Origin of the sequence: Paraburkholderia phytofirmans PsJN (assembly GCF_000020125.1) — a bacterium.
GTDB classification, from domain to species: domain Bacteria; phylum Pseudomonadota; class Gammaproteobacteria; order Burkholderiales; family Burkholderiaceae; genus Paraburkholderia; species Paraburkholderia phytofirmans.
On the sequence record NC_010681.1, the window covers coordinates 1,646,418 to 1,660,597 of the forward strand.

Annotated in this window: 14 protein-coding genes; 8 read left to right on the forward strand and 6 right to left on the reverse strand. The window is 61.7% G+C overall.

What is annotated here, in order from left to right; genetic code table 11:
- The first annotated feature begins 12 nt into the window (after positions 1 to 12).
- The 7 genes from dmpG to BPHYT_RS07280 all read left to right on the forward strand — a co-directional run bounded on the left by dmpG (position 13) and on the right by BPHYT_RS07280 (position 6,659).
- Positions 13 to 1,056 (forward strand): 4-hydroxy-2-oxovalerate aldolase, encoded by a 1,044-nt coding sequence (dmpG, locus tag BPHYT_RS07250; RefSeq protein WP_012432497.1) that lies wholly within the window; start codon positions 13 to 15, stop codon positions 1,054 to 1,056.
- Positions 1,053 to 1,826 carry a 2-keto-4-pentenoate hydratase gene (locus BPHYT_RS07255; protein ID WP_012432498.1) on the forward strand — a complete coding sequence of 258 codons (774 nt, stop codon included), beginning with the start codon at positions 1,053 to 1,055 and terminating at the stop codon, positions 1,824 to 1,826. The genes dmpG and BPHYT_RS07255 overlap by 4 nt, the downstream gene beginning before the upstream one ends.
- On the forward strand, positions 1,823 to 2,254 hold the full coding sequence (locus BPHYT_RS07260) for a RidA family protein (RefSeq protein WP_012432499.1): 432 nt from the start codon (positions 1,823 to 1,825) through the stop codon (positions 2,252 to 2,254). Before BPHYT_RS07255 ends, BPHYT_RS07260 begins: the two co-directional genes overlap by 4 nt.
- Positions 2,255 to 2,284: 30 nt before the next feature.
- Positions 2,285 to 2,809, forward strand: a complete 525-nt coding sequence (locus tag BPHYT_RS07265) for a 3-hydroxyanthranilate 3,4-dioxygenase (protein WP_012432500.1) — start codon at positions 2,285 to 2,287, stop codon at positions 2,807 to 2,809.
- 14 nt (positions 2,810 to 2,823) lie between these two features.
- Positions 2,824 to 3,846: an amidohydrolase family protein gene (locus BPHYT_RS07270; protein ID WP_041758359.1), complete on the forward strand. Its 1,023-nt coding sequence runs from the start codon at positions 2,824 to 2,826 to the stop codon at positions 3,844 to 3,846.
- A 67-nt stretch (positions 3,847 to 3,913) separates the two neighbouring features.
- Complete coding sequence (gene kynU, locus BPHYT_RS07275) at positions 3,914 to 5,143, forward strand: kynureninase (RefSeq protein ID WP_012432502.1); 1,230 nt, start codon at positions 3,914 to 3,916, stop codon at positions 5,141 to 5,143.
- Between the two features lie 115 nt (positions 5,144 to 5,258).
- Positions 5,259 to 6,659 carry an amino acid permease gene (locus tag BPHYT_RS07280; RefSeq protein WP_012432503.1) on the forward strand — a complete coding sequence of 467 codons (1,401 nt, stop codon included), beginning with the start codon at positions 5,259 to 5,261 and terminating at the stop codon, positions 6,657 to 6,659.
- 297 nt (positions 6,660 to 6,956) lie between these two features.
- Here the strand turns inward: BPHYT_RS07280 and BPHYT_RS07285 are convergent, their stop codons facing one another.
- The 6 genes from BPHYT_RS07285 to BPHYT_RS07310 all read right to left on the reverse strand — a co-directional run bounded on the left by BPHYT_RS07285 (position 6,957) and on the right by BPHYT_RS07310 (position 12,986).
- On the reverse strand, positions 6,957 to 7,292 hold the full coding sequence (locus BPHYT_RS07285; protein WP_012432504.1) for a c-type cytochrome: 336 nt from the start codon (positions 7,290 to 7,292) through the stop codon (positions 6,957 to 6,959).
- 120 nt (positions 7,293 to 7,412) lie between these two features.
- Positions 7,413 to 9,230 (reverse strand): LVIVD repeat-containing protein, encoded by a 1,818-nt coding sequence (locus tag BPHYT_RS07290; protein WP_012432505.1) that lies wholly within the window; start codon positions 9,228 to 9,230, stop codon positions 7,413 to 7,415.
- A 19-nt stretch (positions 9,231 to 9,249) separates the two neighbouring features.
- The gene (locus BPHYT_RS07295) at positions 9,250 to 10,290 is read right to left on the reverse strand and encodes a porin (RefSeq protein WP_012432506.1); all 1,041 of its coding nucleotides are present in this window, start codon (positions 10,288 to 10,290) and stop codon (positions 9,250 to 9,252) included.
- A 203-nt stretch (positions 10,291 to 10,493) separates the two neighbouring features.
- Positions 10,494 to 11,519: a porin gene (locus BPHYT_RS07300; protein ID WP_012432507.1), complete on the reverse strand. Its 1,026-nt coding sequence runs from the start codon at positions 11,517 to 11,519 to the stop codon at positions 10,494 to 10,496.
- Between the two features lie 85 nt (positions 11,520 to 11,604).
- A complete protein-coding gene (locus tag BPHYT_RS07305; RefSeq protein WP_012432508.1) occupies positions 11,605 to 12,549 on the reverse strand; it encodes a 2-hydroxyacid dehydrogenase in 945 nt (314 codons plus the stop codon).
- Positions 12,550 to 12,557: 8 nt separating this feature from the next.
- On the reverse strand, positions 12,558 to 12,986 hold the full coding sequence (locus tag BPHYT_RS07310) for a VOC family protein (protein ID WP_012432509.1): 429 nt from the start codon (positions 12,984 to 12,986) through the stop codon (positions 12,558 to 12,560).
- Between the two features lie 205 nt (positions 12,987 to 13,191).
- On the opposite strand from BPHYT_RS07310, the gene BPHYT_RS07315 reads away from it, so the two are divergent.
- Positions 13,192 to 14,148 (forward strand): alpha/beta hydrolase, encoded by a 957-nt coding sequence (locus BPHYT_RS07315; protein WP_012432510.1) that lies wholly within the window; start codon positions 13,192 to 13,194, stop codon positions 14,146 to 14,148.
- Positions 14,149 to 14,180: the final 32 nt, after the last annotated feature.

Sequence of the window (14,180 nt, forward strand, 5' to 3'; positions counted from 1 at the left end):
AGGAACGACGCAATGACCGATAGCAACAAAAAAATCTACGTGTCCGACGTGACGCTGCGTGACGGCATGCATGCGATCCGCCATCAGTACTCTTTGCAAAGCGCGGTTGCGATAGCGCAGGCGCTGGACGAAGCGGGCGTCGACAGTATCGAAGTGGCGCATGGCGACGGCCTCGCGGGCTCCAGCTTCAATTACGGATTCGGCGCGCACACCGACCTGGAATGGATCGAAGCCGTTGCGGCGACGGTGAAGCGTGCGCAAGTGGCCACGCTGTTGCTGCCCGGCATCGGCACCGTCCACGATCTGCGCGCGGCCTACGACGCCGGCGCGCGCGTCGTGCGGATCGCTACGCACTGCACGGAAGCGGATATCTCGAAGCAGCATATCGAGTACGCGCGCTCGCTCGGCATGGACACGGTCGGCTTTCTGATGATGTCGCATATGACGTCGCCCGAGGCATTGGCGAAGCAGGCCAAGCTGATGGAAAGCTACGGCGCGCAATGCGTGTATGTGGTCGATTCGGGCGTCGCGCTGAACATGCGCGACGTCGCCGAGCGGTTCGACGCGTTCAAAGCCGTGCTCGATCCGGCCACGCAGACCGGCATGCACGCGCATCACAATCTCTCGCTGGGCGTGGCAAATTCCATCGTCGCGCTCGAGCACGGCTGCGACCGGGTCGATGCGTCGCTCACAGGCATGGGCGCGGGCGCGGGCAACGCGCCGCTTGAAGTATTCATCGCCGCAGTGGATCGCATGAAGTTGAAGCACGGTTGCGACGTGAAGCAACTGATCGACGCCGCGGAAGATATCGTGCGCCCGTTGCAGGAACGCCCGGTGCGCGTGGATCGCGAAACGCTCGCGCTCGGTTACGCCGGCGTGTATTCGAGCTTTTTGCGCCACACCGAAGCGGCCGCGGCGAAATACGGTCTGTCCGCATTCGACATCATGGTCGAGTTGGGCAAGCGTCGCATGGTGGGCGGGCAGGAAGACATGATCGTCGACGTCGCGCTGGATATGCTCAAGGCACGCGAGCTGGCGAATCAGGAGGCCGCATGATCGACCTCGACGGCATCGCCGCACGTCTCGACGAGGCGGCCCGCCAGGCCGAGCCAATTGCGCAGATCACCGCAGCCGCGCCGTTTTCACTCGACGACGCCTACGTAATCCAGCGCGCGTCGATCGAGCGGCGCATTCATCGCGGCGAGAGCATGGTCGGCGTGAAGCTCGGTTTTACGAGCCGCGCGAAGATGATACAGATGGGTGTCGATAGCCTGATCTGGGGCTGGCTGACCGACGCGATGCTCGACGAAGACGGCGGGCGCATCGCGCTCGATCGCTTTATTCATCCGCGGGTGGAGCCCGAAGTCTGCTTTCTGACGAGCCGCGAGATCGATCGGCCGTTGACGCTGCTCGAAGCCTCGCGTTATCTGGAAGCGGTGGCCCCGGCAATGGAGATCATCGATTCGCGCTACCGCGATTTCAGGTTCACGCTCGAGGACGTGGTTGCCGATAACTGTTCGTCGGCGGGCCTTGTCATCGGACCGTGGACGCGAAAGTTCGACGGCTTGCGCAATGCAGGTGTGACGATGCGCATCGACGGCCGGCTGGTTCAGGCCGGCTCGACCGCGGCGATTCTCGGCGACCCGTTGCGTTCGATCGTGCAGGCTTCGCGCCTGCTTACGCAAAGCGGGCTGGCGTTGCCGGCCGGTTCGCTGATCATGGCAGGCGCCGCGACCGCCGCTCATCCGTTAACCGCGAATGCGCACGTGCATTGCGCCGTCAACGGGCTCGGCAGCACTGAATTCACTACCTATCGAATCTCATGACCAACGACTCGACCATTCAAGGGCGCATCGTGCCCGGCAAAGCCAAACCGCGCGGCCGTTTTCCTCATGTGACGCGGGCGGGCGACTTCCTGTTCGTCTCCGGCACCAGCTCGCGCCGTCCCGACAATTCGATTGCGGGCGCGTCCGCCGACGAACTCGGCACCGTGCAGCTCGACATCCGCGAGCAAACGCGCGTGGTGATCGAGAACATTCGCGATATTCTGCAGAGTGAAGGCGCGGATCTGTCCAACCTCGTCGAGATCTCGTCGTTCCTCGTCAACATGAACGACTTTGGCGGCTACAACGCCGTGTACGGCGAGTACTTCGACGAAACGGGTCCGACGCGCACCACGGTCGCCGTGCATCAGTTGCCGCATCCGCATCTGTTGATCGAGATGAAGGCGATTGCGTACGCGCCGCAAAAATAGACACGCGCACAAACGACAAAGAGACAGCCAATGCTCACATACGGCAAACCGTTCAATTTCCAGCGCTGGATCGACGATCACGCTCATCTGCTGAAGCCGCCGGTCGGCAATCAGCAGGTGTGGCAGGACAGCGATTTCATCGTTACGGTGGTGGGTGGCCCGAATCATCGCACCGATTATCACGACGACCCGCTCGAGGAATTCTTCTATCAGTTGCGCGGCAATGCGTATTTGCATCTGTGGATAGACGGCAAGCGTGAGCGCGTCGATCTGAAAGAAGGCGACGTGTTTCTGCTGCCGCCGCATGTGCGCCATTCGCCGCAGCGGCCCGAGGCCGGCAGCGTATGCCTCGTGATCGAACGGCAACGCCCGGCAGGCGTCGTGGATGGCTTCGAATGGTATTGCGATGCTTGCGGGCATCTCGTGTATCGCGTCGAGGTGCAATTGAAAAGCATCGTCAGCGATTTGCCGCCGCTGTTCAACGCGTTTTATGCGTCGGAGGAAAAGCGACGTTGCGGGCATTGCGGCCATGTCCACCCCGGCAAAGCCGTCTAAACCACAGAATAACAATGACACTTCGAATCGACATGCATTCCCACTTCTTTCCGCCGATCGCGCGGGAAGAGGCCGCACGTCTCGACGCGCAACACGCGCCGTGGCTGCAGATCGACGCGGACGGCGAACGCGGCATGATCATGACTGGCGAGAAGCGTTTTCGCCCGGTGTATCGCGCGCTGTGGGACCCGGCGGCGCGGATTGCCGAAATGGACGCGCTCGGCGTCGACATTCAATTGATGTGCGCGACACCCGTGATGTTCGGCTATGGCTATGGAGCGGCCGCCGCGCACGATTGGGCGGCGCGCATGAACGACCACGCGCTAGAACTCTGCGCACACGCACCGCAGCGCTTGATGGCGCTGGCCCAGGTGCCGCTGCAGGATGTCGAGCTGGCTTGCCGCGAAGCGACGCGCGCGCATCGCGCCGGCCATCGCGGCGTGCAGATCGGCAATCACCTCGGCCCGCGCGATCTCGACGACGAACATCTCGTGACCTTCCTCACGCACTGCGCGAACGAAGGCATTCCCGTACTCGTGCATCCGTGGGACATGATGACCGACGGCCGCATGAAGAAATGGATGCTGCCGTGGCTGGTCGCCATGCCGGCGGAAACGCAATTGAGCATGGTGTCGCTGATTCTGTCGGGCGCGTTCGAGCGGATTCCGAAGTCGCTCAAGTTGTGCTTCGCGCATGGCGGCGGCAGCTTTGCGTTTCTGCTCGGCCGTGTGCAGAACGCGTGGGAGCAGCGCGACATCGTGCGTGAAGATTGCCCCAATCCACCAGTGTCGTACCTCGAACGCTTTCACGTGGACAGCGCCGTGTTCGACGAAGGCGCGTTGCGTCTGCTCGTCGAAACGATGGGCGAGGACCATGTGCTGCTCGGTTCCGACTATCCGTTCCCGCTCGGCGAACTGAAGATCGGCGACCTCGTCGCGCATCATCCGCAACTGAGCGAGACGGCCAAGGCCAAGATCCTCGGCGCTAACGCACAGCGATTCTTCGGCCTGCCGGTGAACATCGCGCACGCTTCTTAAAAGACGAACTCAGGCGGCGCTTCATAGCGTTTGTCATTGCAATGAGAAATAACAGGAAATTAGCCAGATGATTACCCGGGAACACTGCGCCGCGCTCGACGCTGCCGACACCTTGGCCCATTGCCGCGCGCGCTTCGATCTGCCCGCAGACACGATTTACCTCGACGGCAACTCGCTGGGCGCGATGCCCGCCAATGTGCCCGCGCGCATCGAACAGGCATTGAAGCACGAATGGGCGCACGGTCTGATCCGTTCATGGAACGACGCCGGCTGGTATCCGGCACCGCAGCGCACCGGCAACAAGATCGCCAGGCTGATCGGCGCGGGCCAGGACGAAGTGATCGTCGCCGATTCGACCTCGGTGAATCTGTTCAAGGTGCTGGTGGCGGCCACGCGCATGCGCCCCGGCCGCAATGTGATTCTGGCCGAACGCACCAACTTTCCTACTGACGTGTATATCGCGTCGAGCGTCGCGGAGATGACCGGGTGCGACCTGCGCTGCGTCGATCCCGATGAGATCGTTTCGGCTATAGACGACACCGTGGCAATCGTGTCGCTCACGCACGTCAATTACAAAACCGGCAAACGCTACGACATGGAAGCGGTGACGCGTCAGGCGCAAGAGGCCGGTGCGTTGATCGTGTGGGACCTGTGTCATTCGGCGGGCGCCATGCCCGTGAATCTGAATCGTTGCGATGCCGACTTTGCGGTCGGATGCGGCTACAAGTATCTGAATGGCGGGCCTGGCGCGCCGGCTTTCGTGTTCGTCGCGTCGCGCCATATCGAGGCCGTGCGTCAGCCGCTGACCGGCTGGCATGGGCATTCCAGACCGTTCGAATTCGCGCATGACTATGCGCCGCATCCTGGCATCGACCGGATGTTGACGGGCACCGCGCCGCAACTCGGCGTAATCGCACTGGAGAGCGCGCTGGAGGCCTTCGACGGTGTCGATCTCGACGTGCTGCGCGACAAGAGCGTGGCGCTGGGCAACCTGTTTATCGAATTGACCGATCAGGAACTGACGGGGCTGGGTTGCACGCTGGCTTCGCCGCGCGACGCCGAAATGCGGGGCAGTCAGGTTTCACTCGGCCACGCGCAAGGCTACGCGATCATGCAGGCACTGATCGCACGCAATGTGATCGGCGACTTTCGTGCGCCGGATATTTTGCGCTTCGGCTTCGCGCCGCTCTATGTGCGCTATGTGGATATCTGGGACACGATAGCGCAACTCAAGGACATCATCGCGACCGATGCGTGGAATACCGACGAGTTCAAAGCTCGCAAGTCGGTCACGTAAAGCGTTTGCAGGGTCGATAGTGAAGCATACGCCGCGCTTCGAATAGCGAAGCCGCACGACGGCGCGGCACCGGCGCTTGTGTCCACACGCAAGCGCATCCAGGAGGAGACACAAGATGACGCAAGAGCAGCGAGGCTTCGACACGATTGTCGAACGTGAGAAGGGATTGCAGCGCGGATTGTCGACCGGGCAGTTGTCGATGATCGCGATTGGCGGCGCGATTGGTACCGGGCTTTTCCTCGGCAGCGGTTTTGCGATCGGGTTTGCCGGGCCGAGCGTGCTGGTGAGTTATGCGATCGGCGCGCTGATCGCATTGCTGCTGATGGGATGTCTCGCGGAGATGACCGTCGCGCATCCCACTTCGGGTTCGTTCGGCGCGTATGCCGAGCACTATATCGCGCCGTGGGCGGGCTTTCTGGTGCGCTACGCGTATTGGTCGTCGATCGTGTTCGCGGTCGGCACCGAGGTGACGGCCATTGCCGTCTATATGAAGTATTGGTTTCCCGCCGTGCCTGGCTGGTACTGGATCGTCGGATTTTCGGCGGCGCTGATCGGCATCAATTCGGTCAGCGTGAAAGTGTTCGGCGCGGTGGAGTATGTGTTTTCGATGCTGAAGATCGTCGCGATCGTCGGCTTCATTCTGCTCGGCGCTTATGTGGTGTTCGGCGCACCGGCGGATTCGACGATCGGCTTTGCCAATTACACGTCGCACGGCGGCTTCTTTCCGAAGGGCGTATGGGGTATGTGGGTCGCGGTGATCGTTTCGATCTTCAGTTATCTGAGCATCGAGATGATCGCGGTCGCGGCGGGCGAGGCGCGCGATCCACAGAAGGCGATCACGCGAGCTTTTCGCGCGACGATGTTCCGCCTGGTGTTCTTCTATCTGCTGACCTTGGCGCTCATGCTGGCGATCGTGCCGTGGAATGCGGCCGGAACGGACGAGAGTCCGTTCGTGCGGGTGATGGCCGCGACTCACGTGCCGGGTGCGGCCGGCGTCATCAACTTTGTGATTCTGGTGGCGGCATTGTCGGCGATGAACAGCCAGCTCTATATCACGACGCGGATGATGTTCAGCTTGTCGCGGGCCGGCTATGCACCGCGAAAGTTGGGGGCATTGAACGGTAAAGGCGTGCCTGTCGCCGCGCTGTGGTTATCGACGATCGGGATCGCGCTGGCTACCGTGTTGAACGTGGTTTATCCGGACGCTTCGTTTGTGTTGATGATGTCGGTTTCCATGTTCGGGGCGATGTTTACCTGGCTGATGATCTTCGTGACGCATTTCTTCTTTCGTCATCGGCATCAGGGCGCGCCGTTGGCGTTCAGGATGTGGGGTTATCCGGGGACGTCCGCGTTGGGAGCCGGGTTGATGGTGAGTGCACTGGTTACCACGTGGTTCACCAGGGAGTTCCGAATGACGCTCGTGATTGGCGTGCCGTTTATTGTTTCCCTGCTGGTCGTTTATTTCGTCTGGTATCGCAAGCGAGCGGTTGAGGGTGCGGCGGCCGAGCTTGCATGAACGTTTGAAAACTCCGGTGTGAGTCCGTCCGGGCGCTTGTCAGGAAGATCGAAATATTCCCGGATTCAATGCAGATCGTATGTCTTGTGCGCGCCCCCGGCGCGCTTTTTTTTGTTTGAGCATCGTAGCCGCGCAATCGGGCGAGACTGATTTGCTTATGGACGCCTATTCGAGCTGAATACGGCGTTTCTGGTGGGCACTCAACTGGCGGGTGCGGTCATCGGCGTACGCGGTACTGTTCCGTCAGTCGCGTTTCAGATGACCGCACAAGTGCAAGGCGAAAGCACCGGACGCGGTCTACCGAACCTCCAAAACCCACTTTGCAAACCGCTCAGCCTCCTCGGCGGAAATGGCATTAGGCGGCATCTGCGCCCCGGTATTCCACTTCCCCGAACTACCTTCGAGCATGCTCTTCTTCAGTTTGGCAACAGCATCGGAGTCGCCGCGATACCGTTCGGAGATAGCCCGAAAAGACGGGCCGACCTTGGTCGTATCCATTGAATGACAAGCGCGGCAAGTCTGCTCGCTGGCGGAAATAGACCGGCCTGTAGTAACGCCACCGGCGGGTGCCGCCGCAAAAGTACTCCCACAAATCAAATACAACCAGGCAGCACTCAGAATACGTAAATTCATACCCATACCCCATAACAACTACAAAAACAAGAAACGCAAAAAACCCCACCGACGAAAACCGCCGGCAGGGCAAAGCGCTCACCAAAAAAACGCATCAATAGAGAAAGATGAAGAACCAACTCACCGAGCTGGCCAGGGCTTGGCCGGCGCACCGATCACAGGCTTGCCCAGCAACGGCGTAGACAACGCATAGGCCCCGTTCTCCGTGAAAGCCCAGATGATATTCCGGTCGTACTCCGTATAAATCGCCAGCACGCCCTTGCCCAGGGTGTAACTCGGCAACTCGCTCTCATCAGCCAGCGCCGGCACGAAATACCCGGCAATGGTCGGCTTGGCCGGATCGCGCACATCGAAAATCTGCACACCGGCGTTATAGAACGAATACGGAATCACACCTTGCCGCCAGCCGCCCGGCTGCCCCGTCGCATTCGACCGTTTCGGACCGAAGTTGCCGCCGCGCTGGCAGAAACTCGTGAACGGCGCGCCTTCGGGCGGCGTCGGCTGCGGCAGCTTCGCCGCGACCTTCAGATGCGAAGGATCGCGTGCGTCCACTACAAAGATGTCTTTGTACGGTTCGTAGCAGTCACGGTTCATTGGATAGCCGCTCGTCAGCACATAACCGGTGCGGTCGTATTGGCTGACATCGGCGTTGTCGTATTCGGTGCCCGCGAAACTCGGCGCCGTGTTCACGTTGCCGAGCACCTTCGGTTTGGCAGGATTCGACAGATCGAAGGAATAGAGCCCGAGTCCGCCCATCGCGCCGAAGCCGATCTTGCCGCCTTGCTCCAGCGGCTTCGGCAGGAAGATAGGAATACGCGAACCCATCCACGAAGTACGATTGCCCGCGCGCGGATTCGTCATATACGCCTGTTCGTGCGCCTCATTGCCGAGAATCTGTCCCGGCACGGAGATCTGCGAGACGAACTTCGGATCGGCCGGATCGGACATGTCCCACACCTGATAGCCCGGCGAATACAGATAGTTTGGGTACTCGGTCAAACCATAACTGTCGTCCGGCGCGGCGGACAGGATCATGTACTTGCCACCGTAGTATTCCGGCGCGTCGAGCGAACCTGAACCCTGTTGCTGACCGATCGGCGCATCGGGATGCTTGTAGTCGGTCGTGCGCGTCGCGATCAACTTCCATTGGCTCGGCAGCGGGCCGTCCATTTCGAAGACCTTGAAACCCTTGAGCGAGTTGTAGTGACGCTGTGCCTCGACCTTGTCCGGTTGCTCACTCTTGTCGCTTAGCAGACCGTAGCGGCCAATTTCGAACGACGCGACCAGCACCGGCTTGCCGAGCTTCTTGCTCCACACGATGGTGGCGCCGCCCAGGTAGTCATGCGCATTGTTCGGATCGAAGCGTTCAGTCGGCCCTTTGGGCCCCCACGTGGCGCCCTTTGAAAACACCACTTTGCCATTGGCCGGATCGGTGACGTCCATGATGCGCAGATAGTCGCGGTCATGAATGTAGAGGTAACGGTGCCCATCGAAGTCGGCGATATTGTTCCAGGCGTGGAAGGGCGAACCGACTTGCGGATAGAAGGCCAGCACCTTCACGTCCTTGGTATAGCTCTTTTTGTCCCATGTGGTCATCTCGCCGGGGAAGTGCTGGCCTTGATGCACTTCGGGCGTCGCCTTCGGCCATACGAACTGCCCGGTTGCCGGATCCATGCCGTAATCGACGCCAGGCTTGAGCGGAACGGGGCGACGATCGGGCGTCAGACGTAGCCACGCGGCCAGATAGGGATCCTTGACATTCGGCGTGCCGGGCGTCGCCTGCGTGCCGGACGCCGGCGTCGCCGCGGCCGCCGTCGCGCCAGAAGCCGCAGCCGCAGCCTGTTGAGCAGCGTCGCCGCTTGCGCACGCCGCGGCCGACATGAATGCCAGCATTGCGCCTGTTGCGAGAGATGATTTCAGATTGCCTGTGCGAAGCATGAGCTTCCTCCTTTTTATATTAGAACGCGTGTCGAATACCGAACTGGAAGCCGCTCGGATTCTGTCCACTGTTCGGATAAACCTGGAACGTCACCGGATAAGGCACGGGCACGTCGTGCTGATGTTTGACGTGCGCGAAAGTGGCATACAGGTCGGTCCGTTTCGACAAACCGTAGATGTAGCCGATCACGCCGCCGGTGGCGCTGGAAATACTGGTGTTGTTGTCGTCGTGGCGATGCACCACGCTCAGGTACACACGGTTGCGTCCGTCGATGTTCCAGCGCGCGCCGATCTGCGCATCCCAACCCTGCGAATTGAACGCGACGTAGGGCGGAAACGCGTAATAGCCGTTGTACGTGTGATAGATCACCGTCGGCTCGAAGCCGCCGAACTTGTAGACGGCGGAGAAATAGTTGTCGCGCGACGAGTGGATCTGCGAGGACCTGAAGATATCCCGCGTGTACTGCAACTCGCTGACGGCGCCGATGAAGATCGGCCCATGCCGGTAGTCGATGCTGGTGCTGAGGAAGCGTCCCGCGCGCGTGCTGTCGCCGACACCGGTGGTCGCCATGATCCGGCCGGTGAAGCCGTAGAAGGTCGGCGTCTTATACTGGATCGCGTTGTCCACGCGGTACGACGCGTAAAAGAACTCCATGTTGTTGACCATACTGAAGTCCGCTGCCCAGCTCGGATCGGCGTAACCCGCGATCCAGTACGAGGGCGTGAACTGGCGGCCCATCGTGATTTCACCCCAGTTGCCTTTCAGGCCGACGAACGACTGGCGAAATTGCGCGGACTGCACACCGGTGTTCGCGGAGAACATCGGCTCGATGGTGAACACGGCCTTGTTGCCGCCGCCCAGGTCTTCGACACCGCTCAGGTTGAAGCGCGAGTTGTTCAGGCCGCCGCTCGACATGCGCGTCACGTTGCCGCCAGAACCGGAAGAGATCAGATGTTCGATGTTCAGGTCGACATAGCCGGACAGCCAGATCTTCGACTGGGCATGTGCCCCGGCGCATGCGAGCATCAAGGCGCCTGACACGAGAGTCTTCGTTTTCATTCCATCTCCAAACTAATTGTCGTTCTTTTCGTGTTGTGAAGACGGCTGTCGGCGCGCTCGACAGCCGCGGTTACGGCCTTTCTGTTCGTGTATACACAAACTGGTAAAAATTATACCCACGGCAAAATTTGGATTCCGAGCTTTATTTTTTTATACAAAACAACGTTTTGGTTATAGCGGGTTGACCCGAATGGCATCGCGCGTCAAAACCGATGCCGGATTCCTGCTGCATAAGTCATCGCGGTGCCATAGCCGGAAAGCCGGTCGTAGACGGTGAGCAGGTAGAGGTCGGTGCGTTTGGACAAGAAATAGTCGAGACCCGCGGAGCCCGTATTGCGGCCTGTGACGATGTTTTTCGGCGCGCTGCGTCGCGTGTACGCCCATTCGGCGAGGGCGGTGAGCTGTGAGGTCAGCGGCACGGACAGGCCGGTTTCGAAGGTGTGCGCGCCGACGTCGGTCGAGTCGGTGCGCAGTCCTTGCAATGCGCCATACAGCTTGAAAAGCGAAAAGTCGTACGCGGCGCCGACGATGTACGCGTTCTGTGTCGGCGCCGCGACACCCGCAACCACGCGCGTGCGTTGTACCGTCGCGACAGCGGTGAGCGAACCGCCGGCGTAGAGCGCGGAGAACGCGGCGTTGTAGATCCCGTTCGCGCCCGCGACGCCGCCGGGCGCATACACGGCCGTGGCGGTCAGGCCGTTCAGATTCGGGCTGGTGTACTGAATGCCGTTATTCCAGACGGTGTCGCCCGCAATCGCGCCGCCGTAGGGCGCGGTGAAAGTCTGCATGACGAGCGGCGAAAACAGGATCGACGCCTGAAACGGATTGGCGACCTGCTCGGCAAGGTAGAGCAGATTGGTGTGCCGGCCGAACGTCACGCGTCCAAATGGCCCGGCGATGCCGACATACGAGTTGCGTCCCCAGAAGGGGTCGGCGGCGGTGCGGCCAAGGCCGCCGTTGGTCGGCTGAAAGAAGCTCTCGAGCACGGCGATCGCGTGATAACCGGCACCCAGTTCTTCGTTGATGCGGATGCCCCAGTACGGCGCCGTTAGCCCGGGGCTCTGTTCGGCGAGTGCGGCGGGTGGTCCGTTGCTGCGTTTGCTGCTGGCGATATCCAGCCCGACGAGCCCATACAGCGTGACGGACGTCTGCGCCTGCACGGCTTGTGAAGCGATACACCATGCGGAGGCGCAAACGAGCGCGAGCGCGCTTAACGATCGAACGTTCATAGCGAGTCCTTGTGAGCGGTTGGGAACAACGAAAACAGCAAAGACAGCGGGTCGGCGGCGCGGCGGTCCGCCGCGCCGCCGCGTGTCAAACAGTGCGCACTGCGAATTCGACGGGTGTGTGCGTGAAGTGCTGGGTCAGGCTGGCGATCAACGCGTCGCGTTGTGCGATCAGCGAGGCAGGCGAGCGTCCCGCGATATGCGGTGTGACGAGCACATCGGGATGGTCGAGCAACTCGAACGGCACCTCCGGTTCGTGCTCGATCACGTCGAGCCCCGCGCCTGCAATCGCGCGCTCCGCCAGCGCGTCGAGCAAGGCTCGCGTGTCGAGTACCGAACCGCGCGAAACATTCACCACGTAGCCGTGCGGCCCGAGCGCGTACAAGACCTCGCGATCGACCAGATGCTTTGTCGCCGGACCGCCGTTGCAGGCGATCACGAGAAAGTCGCTGGCGGCGGCGAGTTCCGTGAGCCGGCTGTAGTAGCGGCCGGGTGCGTCGGCATGCGGACCGCGCGTGTGATAACCGAGCGTCATGTCGAAGCCCCGTGCGCGCGCCGCGATCAATCTGCCGATGCGGCCCATGCCGACTATCCCGAGCCGCGCGCCCGTCAGCGTGGCACGCTCGCCGCGCGACGTGCGCCAGTTGCCGCCGCGCACCGCCTCGGTGAGCGGCGCATAGCCGCGCGCGAGCGCGAGCAGCAGACCGATGGCGTGATCGGCGACGGTTGCCGCATTCGCGCCGGGCGCATGCGTGACCACGATGCCGCGTCGCGCGGCCGCGGCGACATCGACGTTTTCGTAGCCCGCCCCGAACGCGCTGACGATCTCGAGCGCCGGCAGCGCAGCCATCCGCGCTTCGGACAAACCGGTCGAGCCGTTGGTCACGACCGCGCGCACCCTGGTCAGGTCGACGCCGGCGGGCCACGTTTCAGGCCAGCCATCCGGCAGGTAATGCAGCGCGTAAGCGCGCCGCAGCGCATCGAGCGTCGCGTCGGGCAGCGGGATCAGCGCGAGCACATAGGTGGCGCTCATGCGGCCGCTCACGGTTGCGGATCGGCCGATTGCGCGGCCGGTGCCACTTCCTTCACCGCGCCTTTCCAGCCGTTTTCGGTGATGTCGAACACGGTGCCGTCGGGCATGCGGTATTTCACTTCGTAGAACACGTTCGGGTCTTTCTCGTGGCGTCCCGTCAGATAGGTGCCGCCCGCCGCCACCACGCGCGCGGCGGTGGCTTCCACGTTATCCACCCACATGCCGAAGTGGATCACGCCGCGCACGTCTTTCAGGCCGGCGTAGCCCGGCACGGTCTCGTCCTTGAAGTCGAGCAGCGCCACGTTCATCGTGCCGTCTGTCATGTAGATGCCACGCATCGCGTTGCCCGCGCGGCGCATGCCGAATGCCTGCTCGAAGAATCGCGCGGCCGCTTCCGGATCTTCAACCGAAAGCGCGATATGACGGAGCTTGTCCATGTGATGTCCTTGCATTGTCCTGAAGGTGATTCGCCCGCGGGCGAGGAGAGGGTTGCCGTGACTGTGAATCAAGAGTGTCCGCAACTTCACCAGGTATACTACGTACAATAAATGTATACACAAAATCTTTTAGATATACCAGAATGGTCTTTATGCGCCGGCCGGGACGGCCGGGATGAATCGCTGCAATGCATGAGGACCACCGATGCACACCTTGCAGGAACCGTTGGGCAGTCTCTCCGCCGCGCTCAGGCAGCGTTTTGCACAGATCGGGCCGGTGTGGGGGCGCGACATCAACCGCCATCGCGATCTGGTGATCGACGCGTATTCGCCGTTGGTGACGGCGGCGCGCGATGCCGGCGAATCGTTCGAAGTCGCGCGCGAACTGGCTTACGGCGGCCACGAGCGGCAGCGTCTGGACGTGTTCGCGTCTGAAGAAACGCGGCGCAAGGGCAATGCCGATGTGGTGCTGTTTGTCCACGGCGGTGCGTTTCTGCGCGGCAGCAAGAGCTTTAACGGACTCATCTACGACAACGTGTCGCGCTGGTTCGCCCGGCAAGGCTGCGTCGCGCTGAATGTGGAATACCGGCTTGCGCCGGACGCGCCGTATCCCGCGGGCGCCGATGATGTGGCCGCCGCGTTGGCCTGGGCGCAGAGACACGTGGGCGAATTCGGCGGCAATCCGCAAAGAATCTTTCTGATCGGCCACTCGGCGGGCGGCGCGCATGTCGCCACGTATCTGTGCGACCCGCTCTTCAGCGAATTGCGCGACAGCATGCCGCGCGTGGCGGGCGCCGTGCTGATCAGCGCGCGGCTCGTCGCGGATGTGCATGCCGACAATCCCAATGCCGTCGGCGTGCGAGCCTATTTCGGCGCCGACCCAACACGCTACGCCGCACGTTCGCCGCTGACTCACGCGGCGCATTTCGACACGCCACTCATGGTGGTCGTCGCCGAATACGAAAACCCATATCTGGATGCTTACGGCGCGGCGTTCTTCGAGCGCGTGCTGACGGCGCGCCGCAGTGCCGGCGAAGCAGCCGCGCAACGCGCACCACGTTTCGTGCAGATGCTGCGGCACAACCATACCTCGGTGGTCGCGCATTTCGATTCGGGCGAGACGCTGTTAGGCGACGCCATGCTCGATTTTTTCGGCGCGTGAGCGCGCAGGTTCAAGCGCTTTCGTTCGCATCC

What these genes read in the sequence shown, in the direction of transcription:
- dmpG (WP_012432497.1), top strand. Translation starts at nt 13, where the DNA reads ATGACCGATAGCAACAAAAAAATCTACGTGTCCGACGTGACGCTGCGT.
- BPHYT_RS07255 (WP_012432498.1), top strand. Translation starts at nt 1,053, where the DNA reads ATGATCGACCTCGACGGCATCGCCGCACGTCTCGACGAGGCGGCCCGC.
- BPHYT_RS07260 (WP_012432499.1), top strand. Translation starts at nt 1,823, where the DNA reads ATGACCAACGACTCGACCATTCAAGGGCGCATCGTGCCCGGCAAAGCC.
- BPHYT_RS07265 (WP_012432500.1), top strand. Translation starts at nt 2,285, where the DNA reads ATGCTCACATACGGCAAACCGTTCAATTTCCAGCGCTGGATCGACGAT.
- BPHYT_RS07270 (WP_041758359.1), top strand. Translation starts at nt 2,824, where the DNA reads ATGACACTTCGAATCGACATGCATTCCCACTTCTTTCCGCCGATCGCG.
- kynU (WP_012432502.1), top strand. Translation starts at nt 3,914, where the DNA reads ATGATTACCCGGGAACACTGCGCCGCGCTCGACGCTGCCGACACCTTG.
- BPHYT_RS07280 (WP_012432503.1), top strand. Translation starts at nt 5,259, where the DNA reads ATGACGCAAGAGCAGCGAGGCTTCGACACGATTGTCGAACGTGAGAAG.
- BPHYT_RS07285 (WP_012432504.1), bottom strand. Translation starts at nt 7,292, where the DNA reads ATGAATTTACGTATTCTGAGTGCTGCCTGGTTGTATTTGATTTGTGGG.
- BPHYT_RS07290 (WP_012432505.1), bottom strand. Translation starts at nt 9,230, where the DNA reads ATGCTTCGCACAGGCAATCTGAAATCATCTCTCGCAACAGGCGCAATG.
- BPHYT_RS07295 (WP_012432506.1), bottom strand. Translation starts at nt 10,290, where the DNA reads ATGAAAACGAAGACTCTCGTGTCAGGCGCCTTGATGCTCGCATGCGCC.
- BPHYT_RS07300 (WP_012432507.1), bottom strand. Translation starts at nt 11,519, where the DNA reads ATGAACGTTCGATCGTTAAGCGCGCTCGCGCTCGTTTGCGCCTCCGCA.
- BPHYT_RS07305 (WP_012432508.1), bottom strand. Translation starts at nt 12,549, where the DNA reads ATGAGCGCCACCTATGTGCTCGCGCTGATCCCGCTGCCCGACGCGACG.
- BPHYT_RS07310 (WP_012432509.1), bottom strand. Translation starts at nt 12,986, where the DNA reads ATGGACAAGCTCCGTCATATCGCGCTTTCGGTTGAAGATCCGGAAGCG.
- BPHYT_RS07315 (WP_012432510.1), top strand. Translation starts at nt 13,192, where the DNA reads ATGCACACCTTGCAGGAACCGTTGGGCAGTCTCTCCGCCGCGCTCAGG.